This is a genomic window from Pseudoduganella chitinolytica (assembly GCF_029028125.1).
Classification (GTDB): domain Bacteria; phylum Pseudomonadota; class Gammaproteobacteria; order Burkholderiales; family Burkholderiaceae_D; genus Rugamonas; species Rugamonas chitinolytica.
On sequence record NZ_CP119083.1, the window covers coordinates 245,745 to 272,235 of the forward strand.

At 67.9% G+C, this 26,491-nt stretch carries 22 protein-coding genes and 1 riboswitch; of the genes, 11 read left to right on the forward strand and 11 right to left on the reverse strand.

What is annotated here, in order from left to right:
- The first annotated feature begins 18 nt into the window (after positions 1–18).
- From PX653_RS01095 to PX653_RS01115, 5 genes are all read left to right on the forward strand, one after another.
- The gene (locus tag PX653_RS01095) at positions 19–4,170 is read left to right on the forward strand and encodes a two-partner secretion domain-containing protein (RefSeq protein ID WP_277416119.1); all 4,152 of its coding nucleotides are present in this window, start codon (positions 19–21) and stop codon (positions 4,168–4,170) included.
- A 1-nt stretch (position 4,171) separates the two neighbouring features.
- Positions 4,172–4,912, forward strand: coding sequence for a FecR family protein (locus PX653_RS01100; protein WP_277416120.1), 741 nt, complete (start codon positions 4,172–4,174; stop codon positions 4,910–4,912).
- Between the two features lie 197 nt (positions 4,913–5,109).
- The gene (locus PX653_RS01105) at positions 5,110–7,590 is read left to right on the forward strand and encodes a heavy metal translocating P-type ATPase (protein WP_277416121.1); all 2,481 of its coding nucleotides are present in this window, start codon (positions 5,110–5,112) and stop codon (positions 7,588–7,590) included.
- Positions 7,587–7,979: a Cu(I)-responsive transcriptional regulator gene (gene cueR, locus PX653_RS01110; protein ID WP_277416122.1), complete on the forward strand. Its 393-nt coding sequence runs from the start codon at positions 7,587–7,589 to the stop codon at positions 7,977–7,979. The genes PX653_RS01105 and cueR overlap by 4 nt, the downstream gene beginning before the upstream one ends.
- Positions 7,974–8,185, forward strand: a riboswitch (cobalamin riboswitch). Its footprint overlaps the gene before it by 6 nt.
- A gap of 67 nt (positions 8,186–8,252) precedes the next feature.
- The gene (locus tag PX653_RS01115; protein WP_277416123.1) at positions 8,253–10,361 is read left to right on the forward strand and encodes a TonB-dependent receptor; all 2,109 of its coding nucleotides are present in this window, start codon (positions 8,253–8,255) and stop codon (positions 10,359–10,361) included.
- On the opposite strand, the gene PX653_RS01120 is transcribed toward PX653_RS01115, so the two are convergent.
- Positions 10,362–11,123 carry a sulfite exporter TauE/SafE family protein gene (locus PX653_RS01120; protein WP_277416124.1) on the reverse strand — a complete coding sequence of 254 codons (762 nt, stop codon included), beginning with the start codon at positions 11,121–11,123 and terminating at the stop codon, positions 10,362–10,364.
- 115 nt (positions 11,124–11,238) lie between these two features.
- Here PX653_RS01120 and PX653_RS01125 point away from each other — a divergent pair, with 115 nt between their 5' ends.
- The gene (locus PX653_RS01125; protein ID WP_277416125.1) at positions 11,239–11,976 is read left to right on the forward strand and encodes a glutathione S-transferase; all 738 of its coding nucleotides are present in this window, start codon (positions 11,239–11,241) and stop codon (positions 11,974–11,976) included.
- A gap of 110 nt (positions 11,977–12,086) precedes the next feature.
- On the opposite strand, the gene PX653_RS01130 is transcribed toward PX653_RS01125, so the two are convergent.
- Complete coding sequence (locus PX653_RS01130; protein WP_277416126.1) at positions 12,087–12,287, reverse strand: heavy-metal-associated domain-containing protein; 201 nt, start codon at positions 12,285–12,287, stop codon at positions 12,087–12,089.
- Between the two features lie 78 nt (positions 12,288–12,365).
- On the opposite strand from PX653_RS01130, the gene PX653_RS01135 reads away from it, so the two are divergent.
- Complete coding sequence (locus PX653_RS01135; RefSeq protein WP_277416127.1) at positions 12,366–12,797, forward strand: VOC family protein; 432 nt, start codon at positions 12,366–12,368, stop codon at positions 12,795–12,797.
- 79 nt (positions 12,798–12,876) lie between these two features.
- On the opposite strand, the gene PX653_RS01140 is transcribed toward PX653_RS01135, so the two are convergent.
- The 3 genes from PX653_RS01140 to PX653_RS01150 form a co-directional block, all read right to left on the reverse strand.
- The gene (locus PX653_RS01140; protein WP_277416128.1) at positions 12,877–14,739 is read right to left on the reverse strand and encodes a PhoH family protein; all 1,863 of its coding nucleotides are present in this window, start codon (positions 14,737–14,739) and stop codon (positions 12,877–12,879) included.
- Between the two features lie 343 nt (positions 14,740–15,082).
- Positions 15,083–15,550: a peroxiredoxin gene (locus tag PX653_RS01145; RefSeq protein WP_277416129.1), complete on the reverse strand. Its 468-nt coding sequence runs from the start codon at positions 15,548–15,550 to the stop codon at positions 15,083–15,085.
- A 99-nt stretch (positions 15,551–15,649) separates the two neighbouring features.
- Entirely contained in the window at positions 15,650–16,024 is a 375-nt protein-coding gene (locus tag PX653_RS01150; RefSeq protein ID WP_277416130.1) for an Mth938-like domain-containing protein, read from the reverse strand.
- 182 nt (positions 16,025–16,206) lie between these two features.
- Between PX653_RS01150 and PX653_RS01155 the strand changes: the two genes are divergently transcribed.
- The 3 genes from PX653_RS01155 to PX653_RS01165 all read left to right on the forward strand — a co-directional run bounded on the left by PX653_RS01155 (position 16,207) and on the right by PX653_RS01165 (position 19,693).
- Positions 16,207–17,436, forward strand: a complete 1,230-nt coding sequence (locus tag PX653_RS01155; RefSeq protein ID WP_277416131.1) for a pyridoxal phosphate-dependent aminotransferase — start codon at positions 16,207–16,209, stop codon at positions 17,434–17,436.
- A 53-nt stretch (positions 17,437–17,489) separates the two neighbouring features.
- Positions 17,490–18,812, forward strand: coding sequence for a homoserine dehydrogenase (locus PX653_RS01160; protein WP_277416132.1), 1,323 nt, complete (start codon positions 17,490–17,492; stop codon positions 18,810–18,812).
- Between the two features lie 86 nt (positions 18,813–18,898).
- Positions 18,899–19,693 carry an APH(3') family aminoglycoside O-phosphotransferase gene (locus PX653_RS01165; protein WP_277416133.1) on the forward strand — a complete coding sequence of 265 codons (795 nt, stop codon included), beginning with the start codon at positions 18,899–18,901 and terminating at the stop codon, positions 19,691–19,693.
- A gap of 17 nt (positions 19,694–19,710) precedes the next feature.
- Here PX653_RS01165 and PX653_RS01170 read toward each other — a convergent pair whose 3' ends face one another.
- Both PX653_RS01170 and PX653_RS01175 read right to left on the reverse strand, forming a co-directional pair.
- The gene (locus PX653_RS01170; RefSeq protein WP_277416134.1) at positions 19,711–20,055 is read right to left on the reverse strand and encodes a hypothetical protein; all 345 of its coding nucleotides are present in this window, start codon (positions 20,053–20,055) and stop codon (positions 19,711–19,713) included.
- A 51-nt stretch (positions 20,056–20,106) separates the two neighbouring features.
- A complete protein-coding gene (locus PX653_RS01175) occupies positions 20,107–21,021 on the reverse strand; it encodes an AraC family transcriptional regulator (protein WP_277416135.1) in 915 nt (304 codons plus the stop codon).
- A gap of 163 nt (positions 21,022–21,184) precedes the next feature.
- Here PX653_RS01175 and PX653_RS01180 point away from each other — a divergent pair, with 163 nt between their 5' ends.
- Complete coding sequence (locus PX653_RS01180; RefSeq protein WP_277416136.1) at positions 21,185–22,156, forward strand: IS1595 family transposase; 972 nt, start codon at positions 21,185–21,187, stop codon at positions 22,154–22,156.
- A gap of 210 nt (positions 22,157–22,366) precedes the next feature.
- Here the strand turns inward: PX653_RS01180 and PX653_RS01185 are convergent, their stop codons facing one another.
- From PX653_RS01185 to PX653_RS01200, 4 genes are all read right to left on the reverse strand, one after another.
- Positions 22,367–22,684 (reverse strand): BON domain-containing protein, encoded by a 318-nt coding sequence (locus PX653_RS01185; protein ID WP_277416137.1) that lies wholly within the window; start codon positions 22,682–22,684, stop codon positions 22,367–22,369.
- A 212-nt stretch (positions 22,685–22,896) separates the two neighbouring features.
- Positions 22,897–24,276 carry a sigma 54-interacting transcriptional regulator gene (locus PX653_RS01190; protein ID WP_277416138.1) on the reverse strand — a complete coding sequence of 460 codons (1,380 nt, stop codon included), beginning with the start codon at positions 24,274–24,276 and terminating at the stop codon, positions 22,897–22,899.
- Positions 24,276–24,848, reverse strand: coding sequence for a hypothetical protein (locus tag PX653_RS01195; RefSeq protein WP_277416139.1), 573 nt, complete (start codon positions 24,846–24,848; stop codon positions 24,276–24,278). Before PX653_RS01195 ends, PX653_RS01190 begins: the two co-directional genes overlap by 1 nt.
- Entirely contained in the window at positions 24,841–26,271 is a 1,431-nt protein-coding gene (locus tag PX653_RS01200; protein ID WP_277416140.1) for a HAMP domain-containing sensor histidine kinase, read from the reverse strand. Before PX653_RS01200 ends, PX653_RS01195 begins: the two co-directional genes overlap by 8 nt.
- Positions 26,272–26,491 lie beyond the last annotated feature (220 nt).

Consider the following 26,491-nt stretch of genomic DNA (forward strand, 5'->3'; position numbering starts at 1 on the left):
ATTGCCGGGGTAATCATCATGACTTCATCGACCTCCTCCGCGCGCGGCCACCTGCAGCGCAAGCTGCTGCCGGCCCTGATCGCCGCCTGCTTCGGCGCCGCCGCCTCGGCCAATCCCGTCGCGCCGCAGGTCGTCGCGGGCCAGGCCGCGTTCAGCCAGCAGGGCCAGGTGTTCTCCATCACGAACGCGCCCAACACCGTCATCAACTGGCACAGCTTCTCGATCGGGCGCGACGAGATCACGCGCTTCATCCAGCAGGGGGCCGACAGCCGCGTGCTGAACCGCATCACGGGCCAGGACCCCAGCCGCATCCTGGGTACGTTGCAGTCGAACGGCAAGGTCTACCTCGTCAATCCGAACGGCGTGCTGTTCGGCCAGGATGCGCGCGTCGACGTGGCCGGCCTGGTGGCATCGTCGCTGGGCCTGTCCAACAGTGACTTCCTGGCCGGGCGCGACACCTTTGCGGCCGGCACGGCCGCGGGCGCCGTCGTCAACCAGGGCCGTATCACGACGCCGCAGGGCGGCCAGGTCTACCTGGTCGCACCGGACGTGCAGAACACGGGCATCATCCATGCGCCGGGCGGCGAGGTCCTGCTGGCGGCAGGGCACAGCGTGCAGCTGGTCGAGTCGGATAATCCGGCCGTGCAGGTCGTCGTGTCGGCGCCGGCCGACCGGGCCCTGAACCTGGGTGCCATCGTGGCGGCGGGTGGGCGCATCGGCATCTATGGCGCGCTGCTGAACCAGCGCGGCACCGTCAATGCCGACAGCGCCATGATCGGCGCGAATGGCAAGGTCGTGTTGAAGGCCAGCGGCAAGGCGCTGCTGGAAGCGGGCAGCGTGACGAGTGCCCGTGGCACCGCCAAGGGCGGCACGGGCGGCACGGTCCAGGTACTGGGCGCGCAGGTCGGCCTGACCGGCGACGCCCGCGTGGATGCCAGCGGCGCGGCCGGCGGCGGCACGGTGCTCGTGGGCGGCGGCTGGCAGGGCCAGGATGCGGCCGTGCCGAATGCGGCGCAGACGTTCGTCGGCAAGGATGCGACGATCGCGGCGGACGCGCTGGGCCAGGGTGACGGCGGCACCATCGTGGCATGGGGCGACGAGGTCGCGCGCGTGCATGGCACGCTGAGCGCACGGGGCGCTGCCGGCAAGGGCGGCAACGTCGAGACGTCGGGCCGCCAGCTGGACGTGGGCGGCATCCGCGTCGATGCGCGCGGCCCGGCCGGCAACGGCACCTGGCTGCTGGATCCTTACGACATCGACGTCAAGGCGAATCCCACGGCGGGGGCGGCACTGGGCGATGCGGCCGACTTCGCGTCGGGCCCGCAGGGCAGCGTGACGGAGATCGCCACGGCGCTGATCGACAACGCCGGCGCCAACGTGGTGCTGCAGGCAAGGCGCGACATCAATTTCCGCGACGCGGTCAACATCGCCGCGGCCGGCATCGGCCTGACGGCGCAGGCCGGGCGCGACGTCAACGTCAATGCGGCCATCGTCACGCAGGGCGGCGCGGTCACGCTGACGGCGGCCGATCCGGTGGCCGCCGCCGCCGCGGCACCGAATGCCTTCGAAGGCGGCGCCGTCAACCTCGCCGCGTCGATCGCCACCCATGGCGGCGACATCGCCTTGCAGGGCGCGGACCTCACCATCGGCAGCTCCATCGACGCGGGCATGGGCAACGTGGCCGCGACGGCCGCGCTGGCCAACGGCACCCTGCGCGTGCTGGGCGGCGTGCAGGTGACGGGCCAGCGGGTCGCACTGGCCGCCGACAACCTGGACCTCTTGCCGGCCGCGGCCATCGCCGGCAGCCGGGTCGCCCTCGACCCGTTCAGCGCGACCCGCAACATCACGCTGGGCGCGCCCGGCGCATGGCTGAGCGGTGCGGCACTGGCCACCGTCGATTCGCCCGATGTGGCGATCGGCACGCGCGACGGCTACAGCGGCAACGTCAGCGTGACGGGCACGCTGGACCTGACCGCCACGCGCGCCGGCGCCGGCATCGACGGCGGCACCGGCATGCTGACCCTGCAGGGCGGCAGCGTGGCCGTGACCAAGGCACTGTCCGCGCGCGAAGGGCTGACGCTGCGCGCCCAAGCCGGCACCGTGACGCAAGGCGAGGCCGTGCGGGCCGGCGTGTTGAACGCCAGCGGCCGCGCCGTGACCCTGGAGAATGCCAGCAACCGTGCGGGCGCCCTGGCCGGCGCCGCGACGGATGGCGACTTCCGCTACCGCGACGCCAACAGCGTGCTGGTGGTGGCGCAGGGCGGCCAGGACGGCGTCAGCGCCGCCGGCACGGTCAAGCTGACCGCGCCGCGCGGCATCGCCCAGGCCGGCGACAGCATCGTCGGCGCGCCGGCACTGGAACTGGTGACGGGCGGCAGCGACGTGTTCCTGGATGGCGCGGCCAATCGCATCGGCGCCGTGCGCGCGGATGGCGCCGGCAGCGTGGTGCTGGTCACGTCCACCGGGTTGACGGTGGACTCGATTACCGGTGCCACCAGCGTTGCGTTGACGGCGCCCACCCTCGACATCGACGGCACGATCCAGGCCGAAACGGTGGCGCTGAAAGGATATGGCGACCGGCGCATCGAAGTGGGCGGCAACGGCTGCGGCCAGGACTGCCTGGCGCTGACGCAGCTGGACAAGGTGCTCGCGCCCACCATCCATATCGGCGCCGCCGACGGCGGCGCGATCCACGTGGCCGGCATCAGTGCCGACCCGACCGGCGGCGCCCATGCGCGGCACCTGCGCACCACCCGGATCAACCTGTTCACGGGAGCAGGCGTGACGCAGGGCGACGAACCGGACAGCGCGATCGACGTGCAGGACCTGGGTGTGCAGGCGGGCGGCAACGTGCTGCTGGCCCATGCGGGCAACGAGGTGCGCAACCTGGCCGTGCAGGCGGGCGGCAACGTCCGCTTCGCGAGCCTGGGCGACGTCGCGGTGGCACGGCTGGCGGGCACGGACCATGACATCGCCGGCATCCGGGGCGACGCGATCGCGCTGGCTACCGGCGGCGCGCTGACGACGGCCGCGAACGGGCTGGCCGGCATGATCGCGGGCGATGCGTTGTCCATCACGGCCGGCGGCAGCATCGGCACGCAGGCGCGCGCACTGCGCACGGCCGTGGCGACGCTGGCGGCCGAGTCGACTGCCACCAGCGGGAATGCGCCGATCCATATCGAGAACTACGCAGCCGGGCAGCCCGGCGTGCTGGCGATCGATACGCTCAAGCTGGCGCTGGGCAACGGCGGGGCCATCACGTTGACCAACCATGGCGCCACGACGCTGGTGGAAGGCGGCCTGGTACAGACCAACCGCGGCGATATCGCGCTGACGGCGCACAGCCCGTTGACGATCCTGGGCGCGGTGCTGTCCGAACGCGGCGCCATCGCGCTGGAAGCCGGGGCCACCGGTTCCAGCACCGACCGGCTGACCGTGGGACCCAACGCGCGCGTCGAAACGGGCGCGCGCGTGCGGTTGACGGCGGGCGATGCCGTCGTGGTGGATCCGGCCGTGACCATCGTTGCCGGGCAGGGCGTGACGACGCGGCAGAACCTGAATGCGCCGACGCCAACCCCGACACCGACGCCAACGCCGACGCCGACACCGACACCGACACCAACTCCGACGCCAACCCCGACGCCGACGCCAACGCCAACGCCAACGCCAACGCCAACGCCAACGCCAACGCCAACGCCAACGCCTGAACCCACGCCAACGCCGGTCCCGACACCGGTGCCAACGCCGGTGCCAACGCCACCGCCAACGCCAACGCCAACGCCACCGCCAACGCCAACGCCAACGCCGGAGCCGACGCCGGAGCCAACGCCAGTGCCGCCGCCAACGCCGGCCCCGCCGGTCGCCAGCATCGACCAGTGCCAGGTGACGCCGGCATTGCCCGCGTGTGCCGTGATTGCCCCGCCGACGGTGGACGAACCCGTCAAGCCGGTCCAGCTGGCTGCCAACGAGCTGATCGCGGCCGTGCAGCGGCCGGCCCAGCAACTGGGCGGCGGTGCCACCGAGCAGGCACCGGCCGGCACGACCGGGCCGGCCGAAGCGGGCGCGCCGCCACCGGCCGAAGACAAGGACAACAAGGGCAGCGAGGAGAGCGCCGCCGCCACACCGGCAGCGCGCACCGACAAACCGACCGTCAAGAACTACTGCAACTGATATGAAAACCCTCTTCAAACCTCTGCAGTGCGTGGTGCTGGCGACAGCGCTCCTGGTGGCGGCCCCAGGGTGGGCCGCCGTTGCGGGCGTGGTTACGCAACTGAGCGGCCCGTTGCTGGCGAAGAAAGCCAACGGCGCCGTCAAGATCCTGTCGCTCAAGTCCGAAGTCGAAAACGGCGACACCTTGGTGACGGAGAAGAACACCTACGCGCAGGTGCGCTTCATCGACAACAGCGAGATCACCCTGCGCCCGGCGTCCACGCTGACCATCGAGAACTTCAGTTTCGACAGCGGCCGCCAGGACGGCGACCAGGCCCGCTTCAACCTCGTCAAGGGCGGGCTGCGTTCCGTCACGGGCCTGCTGGGCAAGCGCAGCAAGGAGAAGTTCGAACTGAAGACCCCGACCGCGACGATCGGCATCCGCGGTACCACGTTCATCGTCGAGCACGTGCCAACAGGCGCGCCGGCCGGCGGAGCACCGGCGGGTGGAGCGCGGCCGCCGGGACTGTACGTGCAGGTGCTGGACGGGATGATCTTCGTGGCGAACGGCGGCGGCGGCACCAGCTTCGCCGCCGGCCAGTTCGGCTTCACGCCTGCCATCACGGTGCCACCGGCCGTCGTGCCGGCCAATCCCGGCATGCAATTCTCGCCGCCGCCGGTGTTCAGCGCACCGGCCGGGCCGCAAGGCGCGGCGCCCGGCGCACCCGCGCCGCAGCGGGCCGTCGATTGCGAGGTGCGGTAGGAGAGTGCACGGGGCCCCCTGATCCGCCCAGGGTCTGTCCCCGCGGGGACCGACCCGGAAGTTCGACGTGAGCTGCCGCGACATAAAATCAACTTCGGGGTCGGTCCCCGTCGGGGACAGACCCCTGCGCAAAATTCCCTTGACCTTCCCATCGTGGGATACTTGACGATGACAGCAACCTGTCAAAGGAGTGTCCCATGACCGCAACCATTACCCCATCCACCGTCACGGCCAGCCAGGACCTGCGCATCGCCGGCATGAGCTGCGCATCCTGCGTCGGCCGCGTCGAAAAAGCGCTGCGGGCCGTGCCCGGCGTGACCGACGCCAGCGTCAACCTGGCCACGGAGACGGCGCGCGTTGCCGGTCCGGCGTCGGCCGAGGCGCTGCGCGCGGCCGTTGCAGCCGCCGGCTACGAAGCCGAACCGCTGCAGTTGGTACCGGCCGCCGCGCTGGACCTGGCCGTCGGCGGCATGACGTGCGCGTCGTGCGCCGGCCGCGTCGAGAAAGCCCTGCGGGCCGTGCCCGGCGTGACCGGCGCCACCGTCAACCTCGCCACCGAAACGGCCCGCGTCGAGTCGGCGGGACCGCTCGATCCCGCCATGCTGGTGGCCGCGGTGGAGCAGGCCGGCTACAACGCGTCGGTACGCGCGGCGGCACAGGCGGCCGTCCCGCCCGCGGCGCGACCGGGCATAGCGGCCTGGCTGCGCGGCGACAACGCCGGCATGCCCGTGCTGCTTTCCGCACTGCTGTCGCTGCCGTTGGTGCTGCCGATGGTGGCCGCACTGGCCGGCATGACCCATGCGGCAATGCTGCCCGGCTGGCTGCAATGGCTGCTGGCCACGCCCGTCCAGTTCCTGTTCGGCGCGCGTTTCTACCGCGCCGGCTGGCTGGCGCTGCGGGCCCGCGCCGGCAACATGGACCTGCTGGTAGCGCTGGGGACCAGTGCCGCCTACGGCCTGTCGGTCTACCTGCTGCTGACCCGGCCAGCCGGCCATGACCTGCACCTGTACTTCGAGGCGTCGGCAGTCGTCATCACGCTGGTCCTGCTGGGCAAATGGCTGGAGACCCGCGCCAAGCGCGAGACCACGGCCGCGATCCGCGCATTGCAGCAGCTGCGGCCGGAGTCCGCGCGCGTGCGCCGCACGGCGCCGGACGGCAGCGTCACCGATGCCGACGTGCCCATCGCGGCGGTGCAGCCGGGCGACGTGGTCGTGGTGCGTCCGGGCGAGCGCATCGCCGTCGATGGCGAGATCGTCGAAGGCGCCAGCCAGGTGGACGAAGCCCTGATCACGGGCGAAAGCCTGCCGGTGCCGCGCCATGCGGGCGAGCGCGTGACGGGCGGCGCCATCAACGGCGACGGGCTGCTGCTGGTGCGCACGACAGCGGTGGGCGCCGAAAGCACGCTGGCCCGCATCATCCGGCTGGTCGAGGATGCGCAGGCGGCCAAGGCGCCCGTGCAGCACCTGGTCGACCAGGTCAGTGCCGTGTTCGTGCCTGTCGTCGTGGTGCTGGCCGCGCTGACCCTGGCCGGCTGGCTGCTGGCCGGCGCGGGCGCCGAGGCGGCGGTCATCAACGCGGTGGCCGTGCTGGTCATCGCCTGCCCGTGCGCGCTGGGTTTGGCCACCCCCGCTGCAATCATGGCCGGCACCGGCGTGGCCGCCCGCCACGGCATCCTGATCAAGGACGCCCATGCGCTCGAGCTGGCACACCGGGTCACCACCGTCGTCTTCGACAAGACCGGCACGCTGACGCAGGGCCGGCCCGTGCTGGCCGCATTGCGCGCACCGGCGGGCGGCGACGAGACGACGCTGCTGGCGCTGGCCGCCGCGATCCAGCGCGGCAGCGAGCATGCGCTGGCGCGCGCCGTCACCGAGGCGGCGCAGGCGCGCAAGGTCGCGGTGCCGGTCGCGCAGGCCATCACGGCCCTGCCGGGACGGGGCCTGGCGGCCGTGGTCGAGGGGCGCGAACTCGTTCTCGGCAGCTCGCGCCTGCTGGCCGAGCGTGGCATCGCGCCGGGCGCCCTGGCCGACGCGGCCCGCATGCTGGAGGAGAGCGGCCATACGATCTCGTGGCTGGCCGATGCCGGCAGCCGCACACTGCTTGGCCTGCTGGCCTTTACCGATCCCCCCAAGCCCAGCGCGCGCCTGGCAGTCGAACGGCTGCACGCGGACGCCATCGCCACCGTCATGCTGACCGGCGACAATGCCGGCAGCGCACGGGCGGTGGGGCAGGCCGTGGGCATCGGCAGCGTGCAGGCCAACCTGCTCCCGGCCGACAAGACGGCGGCCATCGGCGCGCTGCGCGGCCAGGCCGGCATGGTGGCGATGGTGGGCGACGGCATCAACGATGCGCCCGCGCTGGCCGCGGCCGACGTCGGCATCGCGATGTCGACGGGCACGGACGTGGCGATGCACGCGGCCGGCATCACGCTGATGCGGGGCGATCCGGCATTGGTGGCCGACGCCATCGACATCTCCCGGCGCACGTTCGGCAAGATCCGCCAGAACCTGTTCTGGGCCTTCGTCTACAACCTGGCCGGCATTCCGCTGGCGGCGCTGGGCCTGCTCAACCCCGTCGTCGCCGGAGCGGCGATGGCGCTCAGTTCCGTGTCCGTGATCGGCAACGCGCTGCTGCTGCGGCGCTGGCGTCCGCGCGGCGCGCAGGGAGGGCAGCCATGAACATCGGCCAGGCCGCCGCCGCTTCGGGCATCACTGCCAAGATGATCCGCTATTACGAGAGCATCGGCCTGCTGCCGGCGGCTGCCCGCACCGACAGCGGCTACCGGGTCTACGGCGAGCGCGAACTGCACGTGCTGCGCTTCATCCGCCGCGCGCGCAAGCTGGGCTTCTCGCTCGAACGCATCGCCGAACTGCTGTCGTTGTGGCGCGACGACGGCCGCGCCAGTGCGGATGTCAAGCGCGTCGCGCTGGCGCACGTGACGGAGCTGGAGGAGCGCATCCGCGAACTGACGGAGATGCGCGACACGCTGGCGACGCTGGCCGACTGCTGCCATGGCGACGACCGGCCCGACTGCCCGATCTTGCAAACCCTCGGCAGCAACGTATAATCCGCCCCGTTTGGTGCCCGCGCGCGTGTCCACGTGCGCAGTTAAACGGGAAACACATGGCGTCATGCCAGGGTGTGCTGCCCCCGCAACGGTAAGCAAGCGTCGTCGAACGACGGCAGGACCTCCACGCAACCACTGTCTTCGGATGGGAAGGTAGGAGGGCCGGACTTGCCAGCCCGGATACCGGCCAGACAGGTGGAGCGCGGCTGGCCGCGCTCTGTTCAACCAGACCCACGGGGAGGTGGGCGCGGTTGCCATTCATCCGGGACATCCATGTTCATCCTGTCTGCCGACGCGCACATTGCGTGCCGTCGCAAGCCTGGCGCACTCGCGCGCCATATCGTCGCGGCCGCGCTGCCTGCCGCTTTCCTGTCACACGCCGCGGCCCAGGAGGCCGTTGCCGACACACCCGTCATCAAGGTACTGGGCCATTACGACAATGGCGTCGGGACGTCCGATGCCGCCAGCCAGGGCACGGTCACGGCCGACCTGATCGCCAGCCGGCCGGCGCTGCGCCCGGGCGAGCTGCTCGAATTCGTGCCAGGCGTGATCGTCACGCAGCACAGCGGCGACGGCAAGGCCAACCAGTACTTCCTGCGCGGTTTCAACCTCGACCACGGCACGGATTTCGCCACCTACGTGGACGGTATGCCCGTCAACATGCGCACGCACGCGCACGGCCAGGGCTACACGGACCTGAATTTCCTGATCCCCGAACTGGTGGGGCGCATCGGCTACAAGAAAGGGCCGTACTACGCCGAGGAAGGCGACTTCGCCTCGGCCGGGGCGGCGCGCATGGAACTGGCCGACCGGCTCGTCGGCATGGCCGGGCTGACCGTCGGTGCGCACCAGTACCGCCGCGCGCTGGTGGCCGGCACCGCGCCTCAGGCGGGCGGCAACCTGCTGTACGCGCTGGAACTGGCGCACAACGACGGACCGTGGCAGGTCCCGGAGGCGTTCCACAAATGGTCCGGCGTGCTGCGCTACAGTGCCGCCAGCGGCGCCGACCGGTTCAGCGTGACGGCGATGGGCTACCGCGCCGGCTGGCGCGCCACCAGCCAGATCCCGCTGCGCGCCGTGCAAGGGGGCCAGCTGGACGTATTCGGCACCCAGGACCCCAGCGACGCGGGCCACACGTCTCGCTACAGCCTGTCGGCACAATGGAAGCGGCGCGGCGCGGCCACGGCGTGGCAGGCCAATGCCTACGTCGTGCGCTCCGACCTGACCTTGTACAACAACTTCACGTGGTTCCTCGACGACCCGGCGCTGGGCGACCAGTTCCTGCAGCGGGAGCGTCGCACGATGACGGGGTTCGATGCCAGCCATACGTGGCATGGCCGCCTGGGCGAACGCGCCAGCAGTACCACCGTCGGCGTGCAGGGCCGCTTCGACCATATCGCGCCGCTGGTACTGGCCGCGACGGCAAACCAGCAACTGCTGCGCACCTACGCGCGCTCGCGCGTGGACCAAGCCAGCGCGGCGCTGTGGCTGCAGCATACGTTGCAGTGGACCCCATGGCTGCGCTCCATCGCCGGCCTGCGCTACGACCGCTACCGCTTCGACGTGGACAGCTCCCTCGCCGCCAACAGCGGCAAGGCCACCGACCATGTCGCGTCGCCCAAGTTGTCGCTGGTGCTGGGACCCTGGAACGCGACGGAATTCTTCGTCAACCACGGCGCGGGCTTCCACAGCAACGATGCGCGCGGCACGACGGCGCACGTGGCGCCGCGCGAGCTGACGGCTGTCGATCCCGTCACGCCGCTGGTCAAGACACGCGGGTCCGAGATCGGCATGCGCAGCGAGATCGTGAAGGGGCTGCAAAGTTCGCTGGCGCTGTGGCGCTTGCGCTCCGGTTCCGAGCTGGTGTTCTCGGGCGACGCCGGCGACACCTCGGCCAGCCGGGCCAGCAGGCGCCGCGGCATCGAATGGAACAACCACGTCATCGCCGCGCCCTGGCTGCTGTTCGACCTGGACCTGGCGTATTCGCGGGCGCGCTACCTGGGCGACGACCCGGCCGGCGCGTACGTGCCGGGAGCGGTGGAAAAGGTGGCATCGTTCGGTGCGACCGTCAACGACGTCGGCCCGGCCGGGCGCTGGTCCGGCGCGTTCCAGCTGCGCTACTTCGGCCCGCGCCCACTGGTGGAGGACGACAGCGTGCGCTCCTCGTCCACGGCGCTTGCCTACCTGCGGGCCGGCTACCGCATCGGCCGCGACTGGCACCTGGGGATCGACGTGTTCAACCTGTTCGACCGCCGGGTCAACGACATCGAGTATTACTATGCCTCGCGCCTGCCGGGCGAGACGGCCGGCGGCGTGCAGGACATCCACTTCCACCCGGGCGAGCCGCGCACGGCGCGGGTCACGCTGCGGCGCGCGTTCTGATCAGCGCACGAACATGTAGATCGTCAGCGCGATGCCCACGGCGACGACGAAGATGCGCATGATGCGGGGCGGCAGGCGGTGGATCAGCCAGGCGCCCAGCAGGCCGCCGCCGATGCCGCCGGCGCACAGTGCCAGCGCGGCGGGCCAGCTGATCAGGCTGGAGAACGCGAAAACCAGCGTGGCCGCCGCGTTCATCGCCATCGCCAGCATGTTCTTGGTGGCCGTCGCGGCGCGGATCTGCTGGCCGGCGATCGTCAGCGCGGCCAGCATCAGGAAGCCGATGCCGCCGCCGAAATAGCCGCCGTAGATCGAGATGGCAGCCTGGGTGAGGACCAGCGCCCAGCGCGGCATCGACGAAGCCGCATGCAGCGGCTGTTTGCGAAACGCGCCCCAGGCAAACATCGACGTGGCGAACAGCACCAGCCACGGCACCAGCCGCTCGAAGAACGTGGGCGGCGTGATGCGCAGCAGGATCGCGCCGAGCACGCCGCCGATCACGCTGATGACGAACATCTGACGGAACGTCAGCGGGCCCACGTCGTCGACCAGCTTGCGACCCGCGATCGCGGACGTGGCCTGGCTGGGGAACATGGCGATCGTCGATGTCATGTTGGCGGCCAGCGGGTTCAGCCCGGCCAGCAGCAGGGCGGGGAAGGTGATGAACGAGCCGCCCCCCGCCAGGGCGTTCTGGGTGCCGGCAAACAGGCCGGCGGCGGCGATCAGGACGATGGTGTGCAGTTCGAGCGGCGGGACGGGCGGCATGAAGGATCTCGTTGGGGGTGTCGGGCGATTATAGCGTCGCCCTGTCGTAGCTCGCGGCGCGGCGTGCGCGGCCGGGCTACAATCGGCGCTCCCTTCAATCGCAACCGGAGGTCGTGTGGAACCCGTATCGGAACGCTATATCCTGTATTACTGGCCGACGATCCAGGGCCGTGGCGAGTTCGTCCGGCTGGCGCTGGAAGAGGCGGGCGTGCCGTACGAGGACGTGGCGCGCGGCCGCGAGGGCATGGGACCCATCGAACGGGTGCTCGATCGCGAACTGGAGCTGCACGCCCCGTTCGCGCCACCCGTGCTGCGCGCGGGCGAGCTGCTGATCGGCCAGACCACCAACATCCTGCAGTTCCTGGGCGCGCGCCACGGCCTGGCGCCACGCTCCCTGACTGCGCGGCTGTGGTGCAACCAGCTGCAGCTGACGATCGCCGACATCGTCGCCGAGGCGCACGACGTGCACCACCCGATCTCCGTCAACAGCTACTACGAAGACCAGAAGAAGGAAGCCAGCGCGCGCGCGAAGGATTTCCGCTCCCAGCGCATCCCCAAGTTCCTCGGCTATTTCGAACGGGTGCTGGACAACAATGCGGGCAGCGGCGGCTACGCCGCCAGCACGAAGCTGACGTACGTGGACCTGTCGCTGTTCCAGCTCGTCGCCGGCCTGCGCTATGCGTTCCCGAACACGATGGCGCGCCTGCAGCCGCAATGGCCGCGCCTGATCGCGCTGCACGACATGGTGGCGGCGCGGCCGCGCATCGCGGCCTACCTGAAGTCGAAGCGGCGCATTCCGTTCAACGAGGACGGCATCTTCCGGCACTACATCGAGCTGGACGAACAGGTTTGAGGTTGAGGGTCTGTCCCCTGCGGGGACTGACCTTGAAGTTTGTGTCAGCTTTGCGAAACTTCGGGGTCAGTCCCAGGAGGGACAGACCCCAACCCATCGCAGTCCCTGGCTCAACGGGCCGCCGTCACCGGATACCCAGCCTCCGCAATGGCCGCCTTGACGGCATCCAGCGGGGCCGACGACGCCACCTTGACCTGCTTGCCCGCCAGGTCCACGTCCACCCGGGCGGCGCCGTCGACCGCCTGGACGGCCTTCGTCACGCTGGCCACGCAGTGGCCGCAGCTCATGTTTTCCACTTGCAGTTCGTACATGGGATACTCCTTTCGTTGTCGATGGGCGTACTGTAATCCTTCCCACCGGGGGAAGGTCAAGCGAACGGGAGACAGACGGTGAAACAGTCGATTGTGCATATCGCATTGGTCGTGCGGGACTACGACGAGGCGATCGATTTCTACGTCAACACGCTGGGGTTCGAGCTGCTGGACGACACCTACCAGCCGGCGCAGGACAAACGCTGGGTCGTCGTGGCGCCGCCCGGCGGCACTGGGACGACGATCCTGCTGGCGCGGGCATCGAAGCCGGAACAACTGGCGTTTGTCGGCAACCAGGCCGGCGGCCGGGTCTTCCTGTTCCTCAATACGGATGACTTCTGGCGCGACGTCGAACGCCTGCGTTCGCAGGGCGTGCGTTTCGTGCGCGAGCCGAAGGAAGAGGACTACGGCCACGTGGCCGTCTTTGCCGATCTGTATGGCAATCAGTGGGATCTGCTGCAGTTGCGCGACGGGCATCCTTTGGCCGCACGCTTCGGGCACACGCGATAGCTTGTGCGACAGGGCGCGGGGAGCGCGGTCCAAAAAAAACCCGCCGGGAGGCGGGTTTTCCATTCGATCGAACGAAGCGTTACAGCACGTCGCTCGCGTGATCGGCCAGGCGCGAGCGTTCGCCGCGTGCCAGCGTGACGTGGCCGCTGTGCGACCAGCCCTTGAAGCGGTCCACCACGTACGTCAGGCCGCTCGAGCCTTCCGTCAGGTAGGGCGTGTCGATCTGCGCGATATTGCCCAGGCAGAGGATCTTGGTGCCTGGACCGGCGCGCGTCACCAGCGTCTTGATCTGCTTCGGCGTCAGGTTCTGCGCCTCGTCGATGATCAGGAACTTGTTGACGAACGTGCGGCCGCGCATGAAGTTGAGCGACTTGATCTTGATGCGCGAACGGATCAGGTCCTGCGTCGCCGCGCGGCCCCATTCGCCGGCGTCGTTGTCGGACTTGTTCAGCACTTCCAGGTTGTCGTCGAAAGCGCCCATCCATGGGCTCATCTTCTCTTCCTCGGTACCCGGCAGGAAGCCGATGTCCTCGCCCACCGGCACCGTGACGCGGGTGACGATGATCTCGTTGTACAGCTTCGTCTCCAGCACCTGCGCCAGGCCGGAGGCCAGCGCCAGCAGCGTCTTGCCGGTACCTGCCTGGCCCAGCAGCGTGACGAAATCGCATTCCGGGTCCATCAGCAGGTTCAGCGCGAAGTTCTGCTCGCGGTTGCGCGCCGTGACGCCCCACACGTTGTTCTTGTTGTGGCTGTAGTCACGCAGCACCTTGATGACGGCCGTCTTGCCGTTCAACTGCTTGACCTGGCCGTAGAACGACGCCTCGCCGTTGTTCGGTTCCAGGTAGACGAACTGGTTCACCAGCAGCGAAGGCACGAACGGGCCGGTCACGCGGTAGTACGTGTAGCTGTAGCCGTTCTTGTTCTCCTGCCAGGACTCCATGTCCTTGCCGTGCTTGTTCCAGAAGTCGTCCGGCAGCTGCACGATGCCCGAGTACAGCAGGTCCGTGTCTTCCAGCACGTGGTCGTTGAAGTAGTCCTCGGCGGGCAGGCCGAGGGCGCGCGCCTTGATGCGCATGTTGATGTCCTTCGACACCAGCACGACGGCGCGGCCTGCCTGCTCCGCTTCGAGCGAACGGACGACGGCCAGGATCTGGTTGTCGGCCTTACCCTGCGGCAGGCCTTCCGGCAGGTCGGCGATCTGCAGGCGGGTCTGGAAGAACAGGCGGCCCTTGGCGTCCTTGTTGCCCAGCTTGGACAGCGGGATGCCCTGTTCAATGGCGTCGTCGTCCGTGTTGGCGACCAGTGCGTCCAGCGTGCGCGAGACCTGGCGCGCATTGCGGGCGACCTCGGACATGCCTTTCTTGTGGTTGTCCAGTTCCTCCAGCGTCATCATCGGCAGGAACACGTCGTGCTCCTCGAAGCGGAACAGGGACGTCGGATCGTGCATCAGCACGTTCGTGTCCAGCACGAACAGCTTGGTGCCGCCGATCTGGTCGGCATGGCGGCTGGTGGACGACTTGATGACGACTTCCTTGGCCTTGTGGTGGGCCGGATGGGGCGCCTCGGCCTTGACCGGCGTGACCTTGGCGCGCGGCGCCTTGGCCTTGACCTCGGTCTTGACCTCGGTCTCGACCTTGGCCTTTACGGCCTCTTCGACGACGGCCGGCGGCGTCGGCAGGGCAGGTGCGGCGGCCACCGGGGCCGCCTTGGCGGCGCCTTTGCGGGCGGTCTTCTTCGCGGCCGGCGCAGGCGTCGGGATGTCGGCCATCATGGGTGGCGCGACAGGTTCGAACAGCTCGACGGATTTGGCGCGCGTCGATTTCTTCGGCGCGGCGTCGGCTTCATGTTCGGGGAAAGGGACCGGATTCGCTCCGCTCGCCTTCGGGTAGTCTTTGGCCAGCAGCAGCGTGGCTGGCTTGGTAGGCAGTTTTGGCAGTGGCATCAGGATCTCATCTTAAAAAAGGTGCCGCCATGGGAGGACTGCGCCATGGCGGATATGGTCGGTCGGAATTGCGGATGCCGGGAAAAAAGCAGGAATACGGGACAGCAGGTAATAACGGAAACAGGACAGCAAACGGAGATAAGACTGCAGGGTTGCAGGGTTGGACAATGCAGGGGCAGGCACAGGTAACAGCGCGGGCCGGCGCTCTGCCGGACAGTTGGGGAGGGAAGTAGGCTGTCGACTCAAGTTCTGGCGGTATCCATGGTTCGCGAAGGTTCGCGGTCCCGCCGGCGCCAGGCGCCGCGGCGGGGACCGTACCCCCAGTGTACTCGCGCGCGGGGGCTCAGCGGCGCACGACAAATTCCAGCACTTCGTCCACGTGCCCGGGCACCTTTACGCCACGCCATTCTTTCACCAATCGGCCGTCAGCGTCAATGACAAACGTGCTGCGCTCCACGCCCCGCACTTCCTTGCCGTACATCTTCTTCATCTTCATGACGCCGAACGCCTGGCACACCGCTTCGTCCGGGTCGGAGATCAATTCGAACGGCAGCTCCAGCTTGGCCTTGAAGCCCTCGTGCGAGCGCAGCGAGTCGCGGCTGATGCCGTACACTTCGGCGCCGGCAGCACGGAACTGCTCGTGCAGGTCGCGAAAGGCCAGGCTTTCGGTCGTGCAGCCGGGCGTATTGTCCTTCGGGTAGAAGTACAGCACGGTATGCCTGGCGGGGCGGCCCGACAGCGTGAAGGTCTGGCCGCCGGTCATGGCGGCCGAAAAATCGGCCAGAGGGGAAGAGGTTGGGCTATCGGCCACTGAGGTTCTCCTGGAGAGCGGTATGGTGCGATGCCGGCGACGGCGCCTCCGCAGATGGCTGCGGACGGCGCCGTTTCAAGACCGGCATCATCTTGCGGATCATTTTTCGATAATCAGGGCGAGCAGTACCTTGCGGCCTTCGCCCATCAGGATATTGTAGGTACGGCAGGCGGCATTGGTGTCCATGCAGTCGACGCCGATATGGCGCGACGTCAATGGCGCCGACAGGCGCGGGTGGACGAAACGCTGGCGCTCGCCGGTGCCGAGGATCACGACGTCCGGCTGCTCGGCCAGCAACTGCTCGAAATGCTCGACGGTCAGCTGCTCGAAGGCCAAGACGGGCCACGGGCGCGGCGGCGTCTCCGGCAGCATCATCAGGCTGTAGTCGAAAGGCTGGGCATTGATCTCGACACCGCCCGGGAAATAGCCCGTCACCGTCTGGTACTGCTTGGTGTTGCTGGCGTGAAGCTTCATGAAAAGGCTCGCATCTGGTCTCAAACGGGCACTATTGTAACGCCTGTCGTCGGGTTTACCGGGCGGGGCCGGCTGAGAGGTTGCTTAAATCAGGCGACTTCGGCAGAATGGGTATTTTCGCAATGCAGCATAAACGATGGCAACGGCTCCGCCTGCCGCGCTGCACGCATGAAGGATTGATTTTGCGACCGATTCAGAAATCGAACAAGCTGGCCGAAGTTTGCTATGAAATCCGTGGTCCCGTGCCGGAAAAGGCACGCCAGATGGAGGAAGAGGGCCACAAGATCACCAAGCTCAATATCGGCAACCTGGCCGTCTTCGGCTTCGATCCGCCCGACGAGATCGTGCAGGACATGAAGATCCAGCTGCCCAACGCGGCCGGCTACACGGATTCGAAGGGCATGTTCGCGCCGCGCAAGGCGGTGATGCACTATACCCAGGAAAAGAACATCGCAGGCGTGACGATCGACGATATCTACCTGGGCAACGGCGCCTCCGAGCTGATCGTGATGGCGATGAACGCGCTCCTGAACAACGGCGACGAAGTGCTGGTGCCGGCGCCGGACTATCCGCTGTGGACCGCGGCCGTCAGCCTGTCCGGCGGGCGTCCCGTCCACTACATCTGCGACGAGCAGCAGGACTGGTACCCCGACATCGACGACATGCGCCGCAAGATCACGCCCAACACCAAGGCGATCGTCGTCATCAATCCGAACAATCCGACCGGCGCGCTGTATCCGGACGAGGTGCTGCTGCAGATTATCGGCCTGGCACGCGAATTCGGCCTGATCATCTATGCCGACGAGATCTACGACAAGGTGCTGTACGACGGTGTCGTGCACACGTCGATCGCCGCGCTGTGCGACGACCTGCTGGTCGTCACCTTCAACGGCCTGTCGAAGAACTACCGCGCCTGCGGCTATCGTGCCGGCTGGATGGTGCTGTCGGGCGAGAAGCGACACGCAAAGGACTACATCGAGGGGCTCAACATGCTGGCCTCGATGCGCCTGTGCGCCAATGCGCCGGGCCAGTTTGCCATCCAGACTGCGCTCGGCGGCTACCAGAGCATCCATGACCTGGTGAGCCCCGGCGGGCGTCTGCTCAAGCAGCGTGACCTCGCCTACCAGCTGCTGACGGACATCCCCGGCATCAGCGTGGTCAAACCGAAGGCGGCACTGTACATGTTCCCCCGCCTCGATCCGAAGATCTATCCGATCGCGGATGACCAGCAGTTCGCCTACGACCTGCTGGCCGAAACCAAGGTCCTGATCGTCCAGGGGACGGGCTTCAACTGGATCGCGCCGGATCACTTCCGTGTCGTGTTCCTGCCCAATACCGACGACATGACGGAAGCCTTCGGACGCATCGCACGCTTCCTCGAGGGCTACCGCCGCCGACACGGCCGGGGCTGACCGATCAACCGGGCGCCGGCAGCATATACCGGCGCCGCATCAGAAGCACAGACATGAAATCGATAAGAATAGGTTTGCTGGGCGTTGGCAACGTGGGCGGCGGCACTTTCGACGTCCTGAAACGTAACCAGGAAGAGATCCGCCGCCGCGCCGGCCGCGGCATCGAAGTGGTGGCCGTCTCGGCCCGCAACACGGAGCGGGCCAAGGCACGCACGGGCGGCGCCGTCACCGTCGTGAACGATCCGTTCGACATCGTCAACGACCCGTCGATCGACATCGTCGTCGAACTGATCGGCGGCTACGACACCGCACGCGAACTGGTGCTGCAGGCAATCGCCAACGGCAAGCACGTCGTCACCGCCAACAAGGCGCTGCTGGCGGTGCATGGCAACGAGATCTTCAAGGCCGCCCAGGAAAAAGGCGTGATGGTGGCGTTCGAGGCGGCGGTTGCCGGCGGCATCCCCATCATCAAGGCGCTGCGCGAAGGCCTGACGGCCAACCGCATCGAATGGCTGGCCGGGATCATCAACGGCACCACCAACTTCATCCTGTCCGAGATGCGCGACAAGGGACTCGATTTCGACACCGTACTGAAGCAGGCGCAGGCCCTGGGCTATGCCGAAGCCGATCCGACCTTCGACATCGAAGGGATCGACGCGGCGCACAAGGCCACCATCATGTCCGCCATCGCGTTCGGCATCCCCGTGCAGTTCTCGAAGGCGCACGTGGAAGGCATCACCAAACTGGAAGCGATCGATATCCGCTACGCCGAGCAGCTGGGCTACCGCATCAAGCTGCTGGGCATCGCCAAGCGCGCCAAGGTCAATGGCGCCGAGGGCATCGAGCTGCGCGTGCACCCGACGCTGATTCCGGCCAAGCGCCTGATCGCCAACGTCGAAGGCGCGATGAACGCCGTGCTGGTACAGGGCGACGCGATCGGCGCCACGCTGTACTACGGTAAAGGCGCGGGCGCGGAGCCGACGGCATCGGCGGTCATCGCCGACCTGGTCGACATCACGCGCCTGGCCACGGCCGATCCGGAGCACCGCGTGCCGCACCTCGCGTTCCAGCCGGGCGAACTGGCCGACATCGCGATCCTGCCGATGGCGGAGGTGACGACCAGCTATTACCTGCGCATGCGCGTGACGGACCAGCCGGGCGTGCTGGCGGACCTGACCCGCATCCTGGCCGACAGCGCCATCTCGATCGACGCGATGATGCAGAAGGAGCCAGCCGAAGGCGAGACCCAGGCCGACATCATCATGCTGACGCACCAGACGCAGGAGAAGAAGGTGCTGGACGCGATCGCGCGCATGGAAGGCCTGCCGACGGTACTGGGCAGCGTCACCAAGATCCGGCTCGAAAACCTGAGTTGAGCCACGCCGGGGACGGGCACCGGTCTGTCGGTCGCCGACCGGCTGATCGGTCCCGTCCCCTTTGGTTCCTGTCAGCGAGAGACGGCATGACCGATCCCCTCACCACGCTGCCGCCATCCTGGCGCGAGCAACTGCAAGGGCACGCCATCGTGCCCGAGCCGGATGGCTGCTCGGATGCCGCCGTGCTGCGCGTCACGCCCCCGGGCGGCGCGACCCCGATCCACTTCATCAAGACGGCACCTGCCGGGCCATTGGCCGAACTGCGGGACGAGGCGGCGCGCCTGCGCTGGCTGGCCCAGGCCGGCGTACCATGCGCGCCCGTGCTGGACACGGCCACGACCGCGGGCGCGGACTGGTTGCTGCTGGGGGCCGTCCCGGGCGCCAACCCGACGACCGTCGAGCCGGCCCAGGCCGTCGCCGTGATGGCGGATGCGCTGCGCCGGCTGCACGCGCTGGACCCGCGCGCCTGTCCGTTCGACCACCGTGCCGAGATCCGCGTGGAGCGCGCGCTGGCCCGCCTGGGCGCCGGCCTGGTGGACGAGGACGACTTCGATGACGACAACGCCGGCCGCGGCGCGTCGGAGCTGGCGGGATTGCTGCAGGCATGCCGGCCGGCGCACGAGGACCTCGTCGTCACCCACGGCGACGCCTGCCTGCCGAATGTGCTGGCGCAGGACGGCCAATTCACGGGCTTCATCGATTGCGGCCGGCTGGGCGTGGCCGACCGCCACCAGGACCTGGCGCTGGCCGTGCGCGACATCGCCGGGGAGCTGGGCGACACGTGGGTCGGGCCATTCCTGGCGCGCTACTTCGCACCCGGTCCGATCGCCTTCGATCCGACGCGGGCCGCGTTCTACCGGCTGCTGGACGAGTTCTTCTGAGGTGAGGCGAAGCAGGCTCAGCCGCCTGCCCGCCGGTACCGCCAGCACCACGCCCAGCTGGCCAGCGTATAACTTGCCATGCCCGTCGCGTGCATGGCAAGTCCCAGCAATACCGCTCCCAGCATTGCCGAATACAGGTCCGTGGTCAGCACGGCGATGGCGAACGTTATCGCCAGCCCGACCAGCAGGCCCGCCCAGAACGCGGCGGTACACGCATCGCGCCGGTAGCCGCCCAGTGCGGCCACGGCCGCGCAAGACAGCACACCGAGCAGGGGCGTGGCCGCCCCGGCGCCACAGAACGCGGCGGTTGCGACGATGCCCCATGCAAATGGCGGCGGTGCTGCGAGCAGGCGTGAAGACACGTGGGGGCGGTGCGATGAATGGTGACCTGCGAGTGTAGCAGGCAGGCCCCGCTACAGGGAAGTCACCGGCATGCACAGCTCCGCCTCGAACACGCCCGTCGCCGGGTCATACATCGCATCGGGCGGGTAGTGCTCGACGAAGGGGCGCGCGTCGAGCTGCAGGCCGCTGGCTGGCAGCCAGTCGCGCGTCAAGGCCAGCCAGGCACCGGGGACCTCTTCGACGGGACCGCGGAACTTGTGCACGGCATAGCGGCCGCCCGGAATCACGGTATGCATCGGATTCCCCGACAGCATCCGGTCGGGTGGAACTTCGACCGCCGCGTCATAGCGGCATTGTTCCGGCGCCGTGACGGTCGGGTCGTCCAGGCAGATGCCATAGCGCGGCAGACCCAGCAGGTTATTGGTCGCCATCCACGGGTACACGGTCTCGCCCCAGAAGCGGCCCAGTTCCGGGCCGTACGGGCCGGTCTTGCGCAGGTAAGCGACGGAGACGGGATTTCTTTCGACGATGCTTGCCTCGATCATGATGGACTCCTTGCTGTGGTTGGAAGGCTCATCGTGCCCGGAGGCGTCGTGGGATGCCTGACCGGGCTTGCGGTCCGCCTGACCGATCTTGCTGTCTTGCTGCGCGCGGCGCCAGGCCGTGGGCGCGACGCCGAACCGCAGCTTGAATGCCCGGGTGAATGCCTCGGCCGAACCGAAGCCGGCAGCCAGTGCCGCCTGCAGCACGCTCACGTCGGGCTGGCTCGCCAGGCGCGAGGCGGCCGTTTCCACGCGTCGTCGCCGCACGTAATCGGCGACCGTCTCCCCCATCCAGGCGGAAAACATGCGGTGGAAGTGGAAAGTGGAGAAGTGCGCGACGTCGGCCAGTTCCGCCAGGCCGATCTGACGGTCCAGGTGACGGTCGATATGCTCCAGCACGCGGTGCATGCGGCGGTCGAATTCGTGACGGTGCGGCTGGTGCATGGTTCCCCCGGTTGGCATGTCCGACAAGCTACCTTGGGATGCAGGCGATAGCAACCCCATGGGGTGTTTGCCCAAAAAAATGGCGCTGTGCCCCGATCACAATGAACTTTTGAGCGCACCAGCGGTCCTACCCATCAGTTAGCTGAACCAAACGGGAGGAGCGATGGACTCGCAGCAATTTCAGACATTGCAAGCGCAGGTAAGGCAATGGCTGGTGCAACTGACCGGCAAGCAAGTGCACGAACTGCGCGACACCTTCGACCGTTGTACGTCACTGGCCGACTGCCTGGCGATCATCGAGGCGCGCGGCACCAGGACGCGCTGCTGTCCGCACTGCCAAGGCGAACGCCTGTACCGCCATGGCGTCTTCTACGGCCTGCAACGCTATCGCTGCCGCCAGTGCGGCGCCAGCTTCAACGCGCTCACGGGCACGCCGCTGGCCTTCATCCGCCTGCGCGAGAAATGGCTGCCATTCCTGCAGTGCAGGCTGAACTCGATGACGGTGCGCGGCGCCGCCCAGGCCATCGGCATCCACCGCAACACCAGCTTTCGCTGGCGCCACCGCTTCCTGACGATGGCCAAGGACGCACGGGCGCTGCCGTTGGCAGGCATCGTCGAGGCGGACGAGACCTACCTGCTGGAATCGCAGAAGGGTTCGCGCAAGCTGACGCGGCCGGCGCGCCGACGGGGCGGCACGGCCAGCCACTGTGGTCCCGGCAAAGACCATGACTGCATCCTGGTCGCGTGCGACCGGAGCGGCAAAGCCAGCGACTTCGTCACGGGACGCGGGCCGGTAACGGCACAGCAGCTGCAGGAACGCCTGCCGCCCGTGCTGGCGCCCGGGATGTTGTTGGTCACCGATGGCGCGCTTGCCTACAAGACGTTTGCCAAGGCGGCCCGAGTCGAGCACCGCGCCGTGAACGTGGCGGCCGGGGTGCGCGTGGTGGACGACGTGCTGCACGTCCAGACCGTCAACAGCTACCACGGCCGCTTCAAGAGCTGGCTGCGGCGCTTCAATGGCGTGGCCAGCAAATACCTGCCCAATTACCTGGGTTGGCGCTATGCGCTCGATGCCGGCCGGGTGCCGACGCCGCAGCAGTTGCTGCGCGCGGCGCTGTTTCTCATCGTCATTTGATGGCAGGCAGGATGCCGGACAGCTACTTCATTGGGACCGGGGCACAGCGCCAAAAAAAAGCGCGGATGGCACTTGCGTGCCACCCGCGGGAAGGGGAGGTACTACTGCTACTCTCAGATGCTACTTCTACTGCGGTACTACGCTACTACGGGTACTACTACAGCAGTCTCGGCTCCCTGAGACTGCCGGGGGATCGTTACGTCAGCCTGCTTACTTCGCAGCGACGGTCAGTTCGCTCTTGACTTCCTTCACGCCTTCAACGGAAGAAGCCGCCTGGATGGCCTTCGTGCCTTCGTCGGTGCTGGCAACGGTGCCAGTCAGTACGACAACGCCTTGCTGGCTCGTCACGCCGATCTGTTTCTGGTCAGCCAACGCAGCCTTCACCTTGGCGGTCAGTGCGGTGTCGCCCGAAGCGGCGGCCGCACCTGCCATGGCTGCGTCCTGCTGCGGCTCGGCGGCGAAAGCTACGGAAGCTACGCTCAGCGATGCGGCGGTCAGCAGGGAAGCGATCAGTTTCGAATTCGTCATGGTTACTCTCCAATTTCAATTTAAAGGAACGCCGTGTGACGTTGACAGGGTATGAGCAATTGCCGTGCCAGGTCGTCAATACCCTTTGAAATCAAGGGCTTGGAAAATAAGACAAGATTTACTTGTGATCAAGCAATGAAAAAGGGCCGGATTTGTCGCCTGATGGCGACAGTATCCGACCCTGCATTGCTAAACTATTGATTTGTATATGTTTATTCTTGTCGTTCGACAGCGACAGGCGCCGGGTCGCCGCGGAACTGGCTGGCGTTGAGGTCGTACTTCTGCAGCAGCCGGTAGAACTCCGTACGGTTGCGCTCGGCCAGCCGGGCTGCGTCGGAAACGTTGCCATCAGTGAGTTTCAGCAATTGCACGAGGTAATTGCGCTCGAAACGCTGCTTCGCTTCCGTGTAGCTGAGCACCTCCAGCGTGGGCACGCGCAGGGCGCGTTGCACAAGCGACAGTGGTACCAGCGGGGCCGTCGCCAGCGCGCAGACGTGCTCGACGACGTTGTACAACTGGCGCACGTTGCCGGGCCAGGAAGCCCGCGTCAGGGCCTCCAGCGCATCGGGCGCAAAGCCGTTGACGGTCTTCTGGTACTTGGTCGCCAGCATCTGCAGGAATTGCGTGGCCAGCAGGCCAATGTCCTCGCGGCGCTGCGCCAGCGGCGGCAATGTCAGCGTGATGACGTTCAGGCGGTAATACAAGTCCTCGCGGAACTGGCCCTCCAGCATCGCGGCATCCAGGTCGCGGTGGGTGGCCGACAGGATGCGCACGTCCACCGGCCGGCCCGCATCCGAACCCAGCTGGCGCACGACGCGTTCCTGCAGCACGCGCAGCAGCTTGACCTGCAACAGCAACGGCATGTCGCCGATCTCGTCCAGGAAAAGGGTGCCGCCGTCCGCCGCCTGCACCAGGCCTTCGCGGCTGGCGACGGCACCCGTGAAGGCTCCCTTGACGTGGCCGAACAGCTCGGATTCGAGCAACTGCTCGGGAATCGCGCCGCAGTTGACGGCGATGAACGGCGCCTTGGCGCGGCGGCTGGCCCGGTGGATCGCGCGCGCCAGCAATTCCTTGCCGGTGCCGCTTTCTCCGCGGATCAGCACGCTCGCGTCGGACGCGGCCACCAGCCGCGCCTCGGCCAGCAGCTCGGCCATCGACTGGCTGCGGCTGATGATCTCGCTGCGCCAGATGTCGTCGCCCGTCGTGCGCACGGCCGACGGGGCCGTCAGCGACAGCGCCTGCTCGATGCGTTCGAGCAGTACCTTGGCGTCGAATGGCTTGGTCAGGTAGGCATAGGCGCCCAGCGACGTGGCCTCGACCGCATCGGGTATCGTGCCGTGCGCCGTCAGCAGGATCACGGGCAGGGCCGGGTACTGGCTGCGGATCTGCTGGAACAGCGCCATGCCGTCGCGTTCGGGCAGGCGGATGTCGCTGATGACGAGCGCGGGCAGCTCGATGGAGATGCGGGCCAGCGCGGCCTCGGCACTGCCGACGCCGGTCACGCGATAGCCGTTCGCCGTCAGGCGCATCGAGAGCAGGCGCAGCAGGTCAGGGTCGTCGTCGACCAGCAGCAGGTGGGCTCCGGTCGGCATCAGCGGCCTCCCGCGGACGCGCCGCTCGTGGGCCGCACCGGCAGGCCGCGTTCGATGGCCTTCAGCGCTTCCAGTGTATCGCTGAGCTGGTCGGACTTGCGCTGCGTCTCGCGCAGCTGGACAGTCAGGCGATCGACGCTGTCGGCCAGGCGGCGCGCCTCGGCACAGTGACTCGACAGCAATTGCGCCAAGGGCTTCAGGCCGCCGGCTTCCGGTTCCGAGGCGTTGGCCACGCTGTCGAAGATCGACTGGGCACGGACCAGGTCGCCGCCGCCGCGCGTCAGCATCAGGATCATGCCGGTCTGCAAGGTGATCTTGGGCGTACGCTGCTGCAGCGTGATGCCGGACAATTCCTTCAGCAGCTCGCCCTGCGTCATGCGACGCAGCGATTGGTGATAGGCCAGCAGCGGCGATACTTCATCGGGCGGCGCGACGGGCGCCACCGTCACCGGCAGCGGCGCGACCCGGGGTGTCAGCGGATAGTGCAGCGACGCGAGCGGCTTCTGCGCACAGCCTTGCAGCAGCAACGCCAGCGGCAGGCACGCCAGCAGGCGCGTAGTCAATTTAGTCATAGGGCAGTTCGATACGGAAATGAGCCCCCTGCGACGAGGGCATGAGTTGCAGGCTGCCGCCGTGCACGCTGACATACTCGCGCACGATCGACAGGCCGATACCGTTGCCGCGGCGGGCGCCCGGCGGTTGGCGTTCGCCCTGGTAGAAGGGCTCGAAGACGCGCTCGGCGTCCTGCGGGGCCACGCCAGGGCCCTGGTCGATACAGTCCAGCTGCAGCAGCTTGCCGCGCGAAGCCGGTGCCACGTTCAGCGTGAAGTGGATCGTGCCCCCTTCCGGACTGAAGCGCACGGCGTTGGACAGCAGGTTGCTGATCGCGATGCCCAGCTTGTCGGCATCGACGGCGATGGGCGGCGCCTTGCCGGCGACATCCACCGTCAGCCCGCGGGCCTGCCATTGCAGGCGCTGGCTGTCGACGATGCGTTCAAGCAATTCCACCATGTCGGTGGGATCGCGCCGCATGGTCTGGGCCTCGAAATTGGCAGCATTGTAACGCAGCAGGTCTTCGATTTGTGTCTGCAGCGAGCCGGTGTTTTGCCGCAATATGCGGGCGATTTCGCGCTGGTTGGGGCTGAGCGGGCCGGCCACTTCGTCTTCCAGCAGCGCCACGCCTTCCACCAGTGCAGCCAGCGGCGTCTTCAGCTCATGGGAGATATGGCGCAGGAAGCGCGACTTGTCCGCTTCCAGGTGCGCCAGGCGCTGGCGCAACCAGTCCAGGTGGCGGCCGAGCCGGCGCAGGTCGGCCGGACCGTACACGGCAATGGGCATGTCGTAGCGGTTGCCGCCCAGCCGCGAGATCGCCTTCTCGATCTGGCGCAAAGGGCGCGCCAGCCACAGGCCGAACGCCAGCGCCAGCACGGCGGCCAGGCCGATCGAGGCGGCCACCTGGCCTTTCAGGATGGTGCGACGCTCGTCCAGCTCGGCCAGGATGGCCGCGTTGCGGCGGTCCACTTCCTCCTTGACCCGCTCGGCCAGTTCGTCATTGATGGCCGGTAACTGGGCCAGCGCCGCGTCCAGGCGCAGCTGGCGGGCATTGCGGCGTTCGCGCGGCATCTCCAGCGCCTGCCATGCCGCCTGGCCGTTGCGGCGCCAGTCGGCAAACGCGGTCGGCTCGGCGCCGGGCAGGGCGCCGGCAATGACGTCCAGCGCCGCCAATGCATCGCGCCAGGCCTCGGCAAAGCGTTCCCGGAAAGCCGCATCGTCCAGCACGAGGAACTGGCGCGCGCTGCGCTCCATGGCCACGCTGCGCTCGGCCAGCTGCTGGGCGCTGGCCGTCAGCACGATGGCGTCGTTGCTGATCTCGCGGCTCTGCGCAGCGAGACGTTCCAGCGTCAGCAGTGCCTGCACCGAGGTGGCGCCCAGCAGCACGGCGATCAGCAGGAAGGCGCCCAGCAGCAGCTGGCGGAAGGAAAGCTTCAGGGACATACAATTCAGGGTGCGCGATTCGCAATATGTCAATAATGTTAACTATGGAATGATAGGGGAAAACGGCACTGTCGAGTGTGCAATTTATTGATTGCTGGAAATAAACTATTGTTGCCTCGGCCGGCGATCGACTACGGGGCCGATGCAGCGGGCGTGGTGGTGGGGACGACGGTCGCGCGTTATGGGGCAATGCCGCGCGCGGCCGGGACGGAGCGGCGGC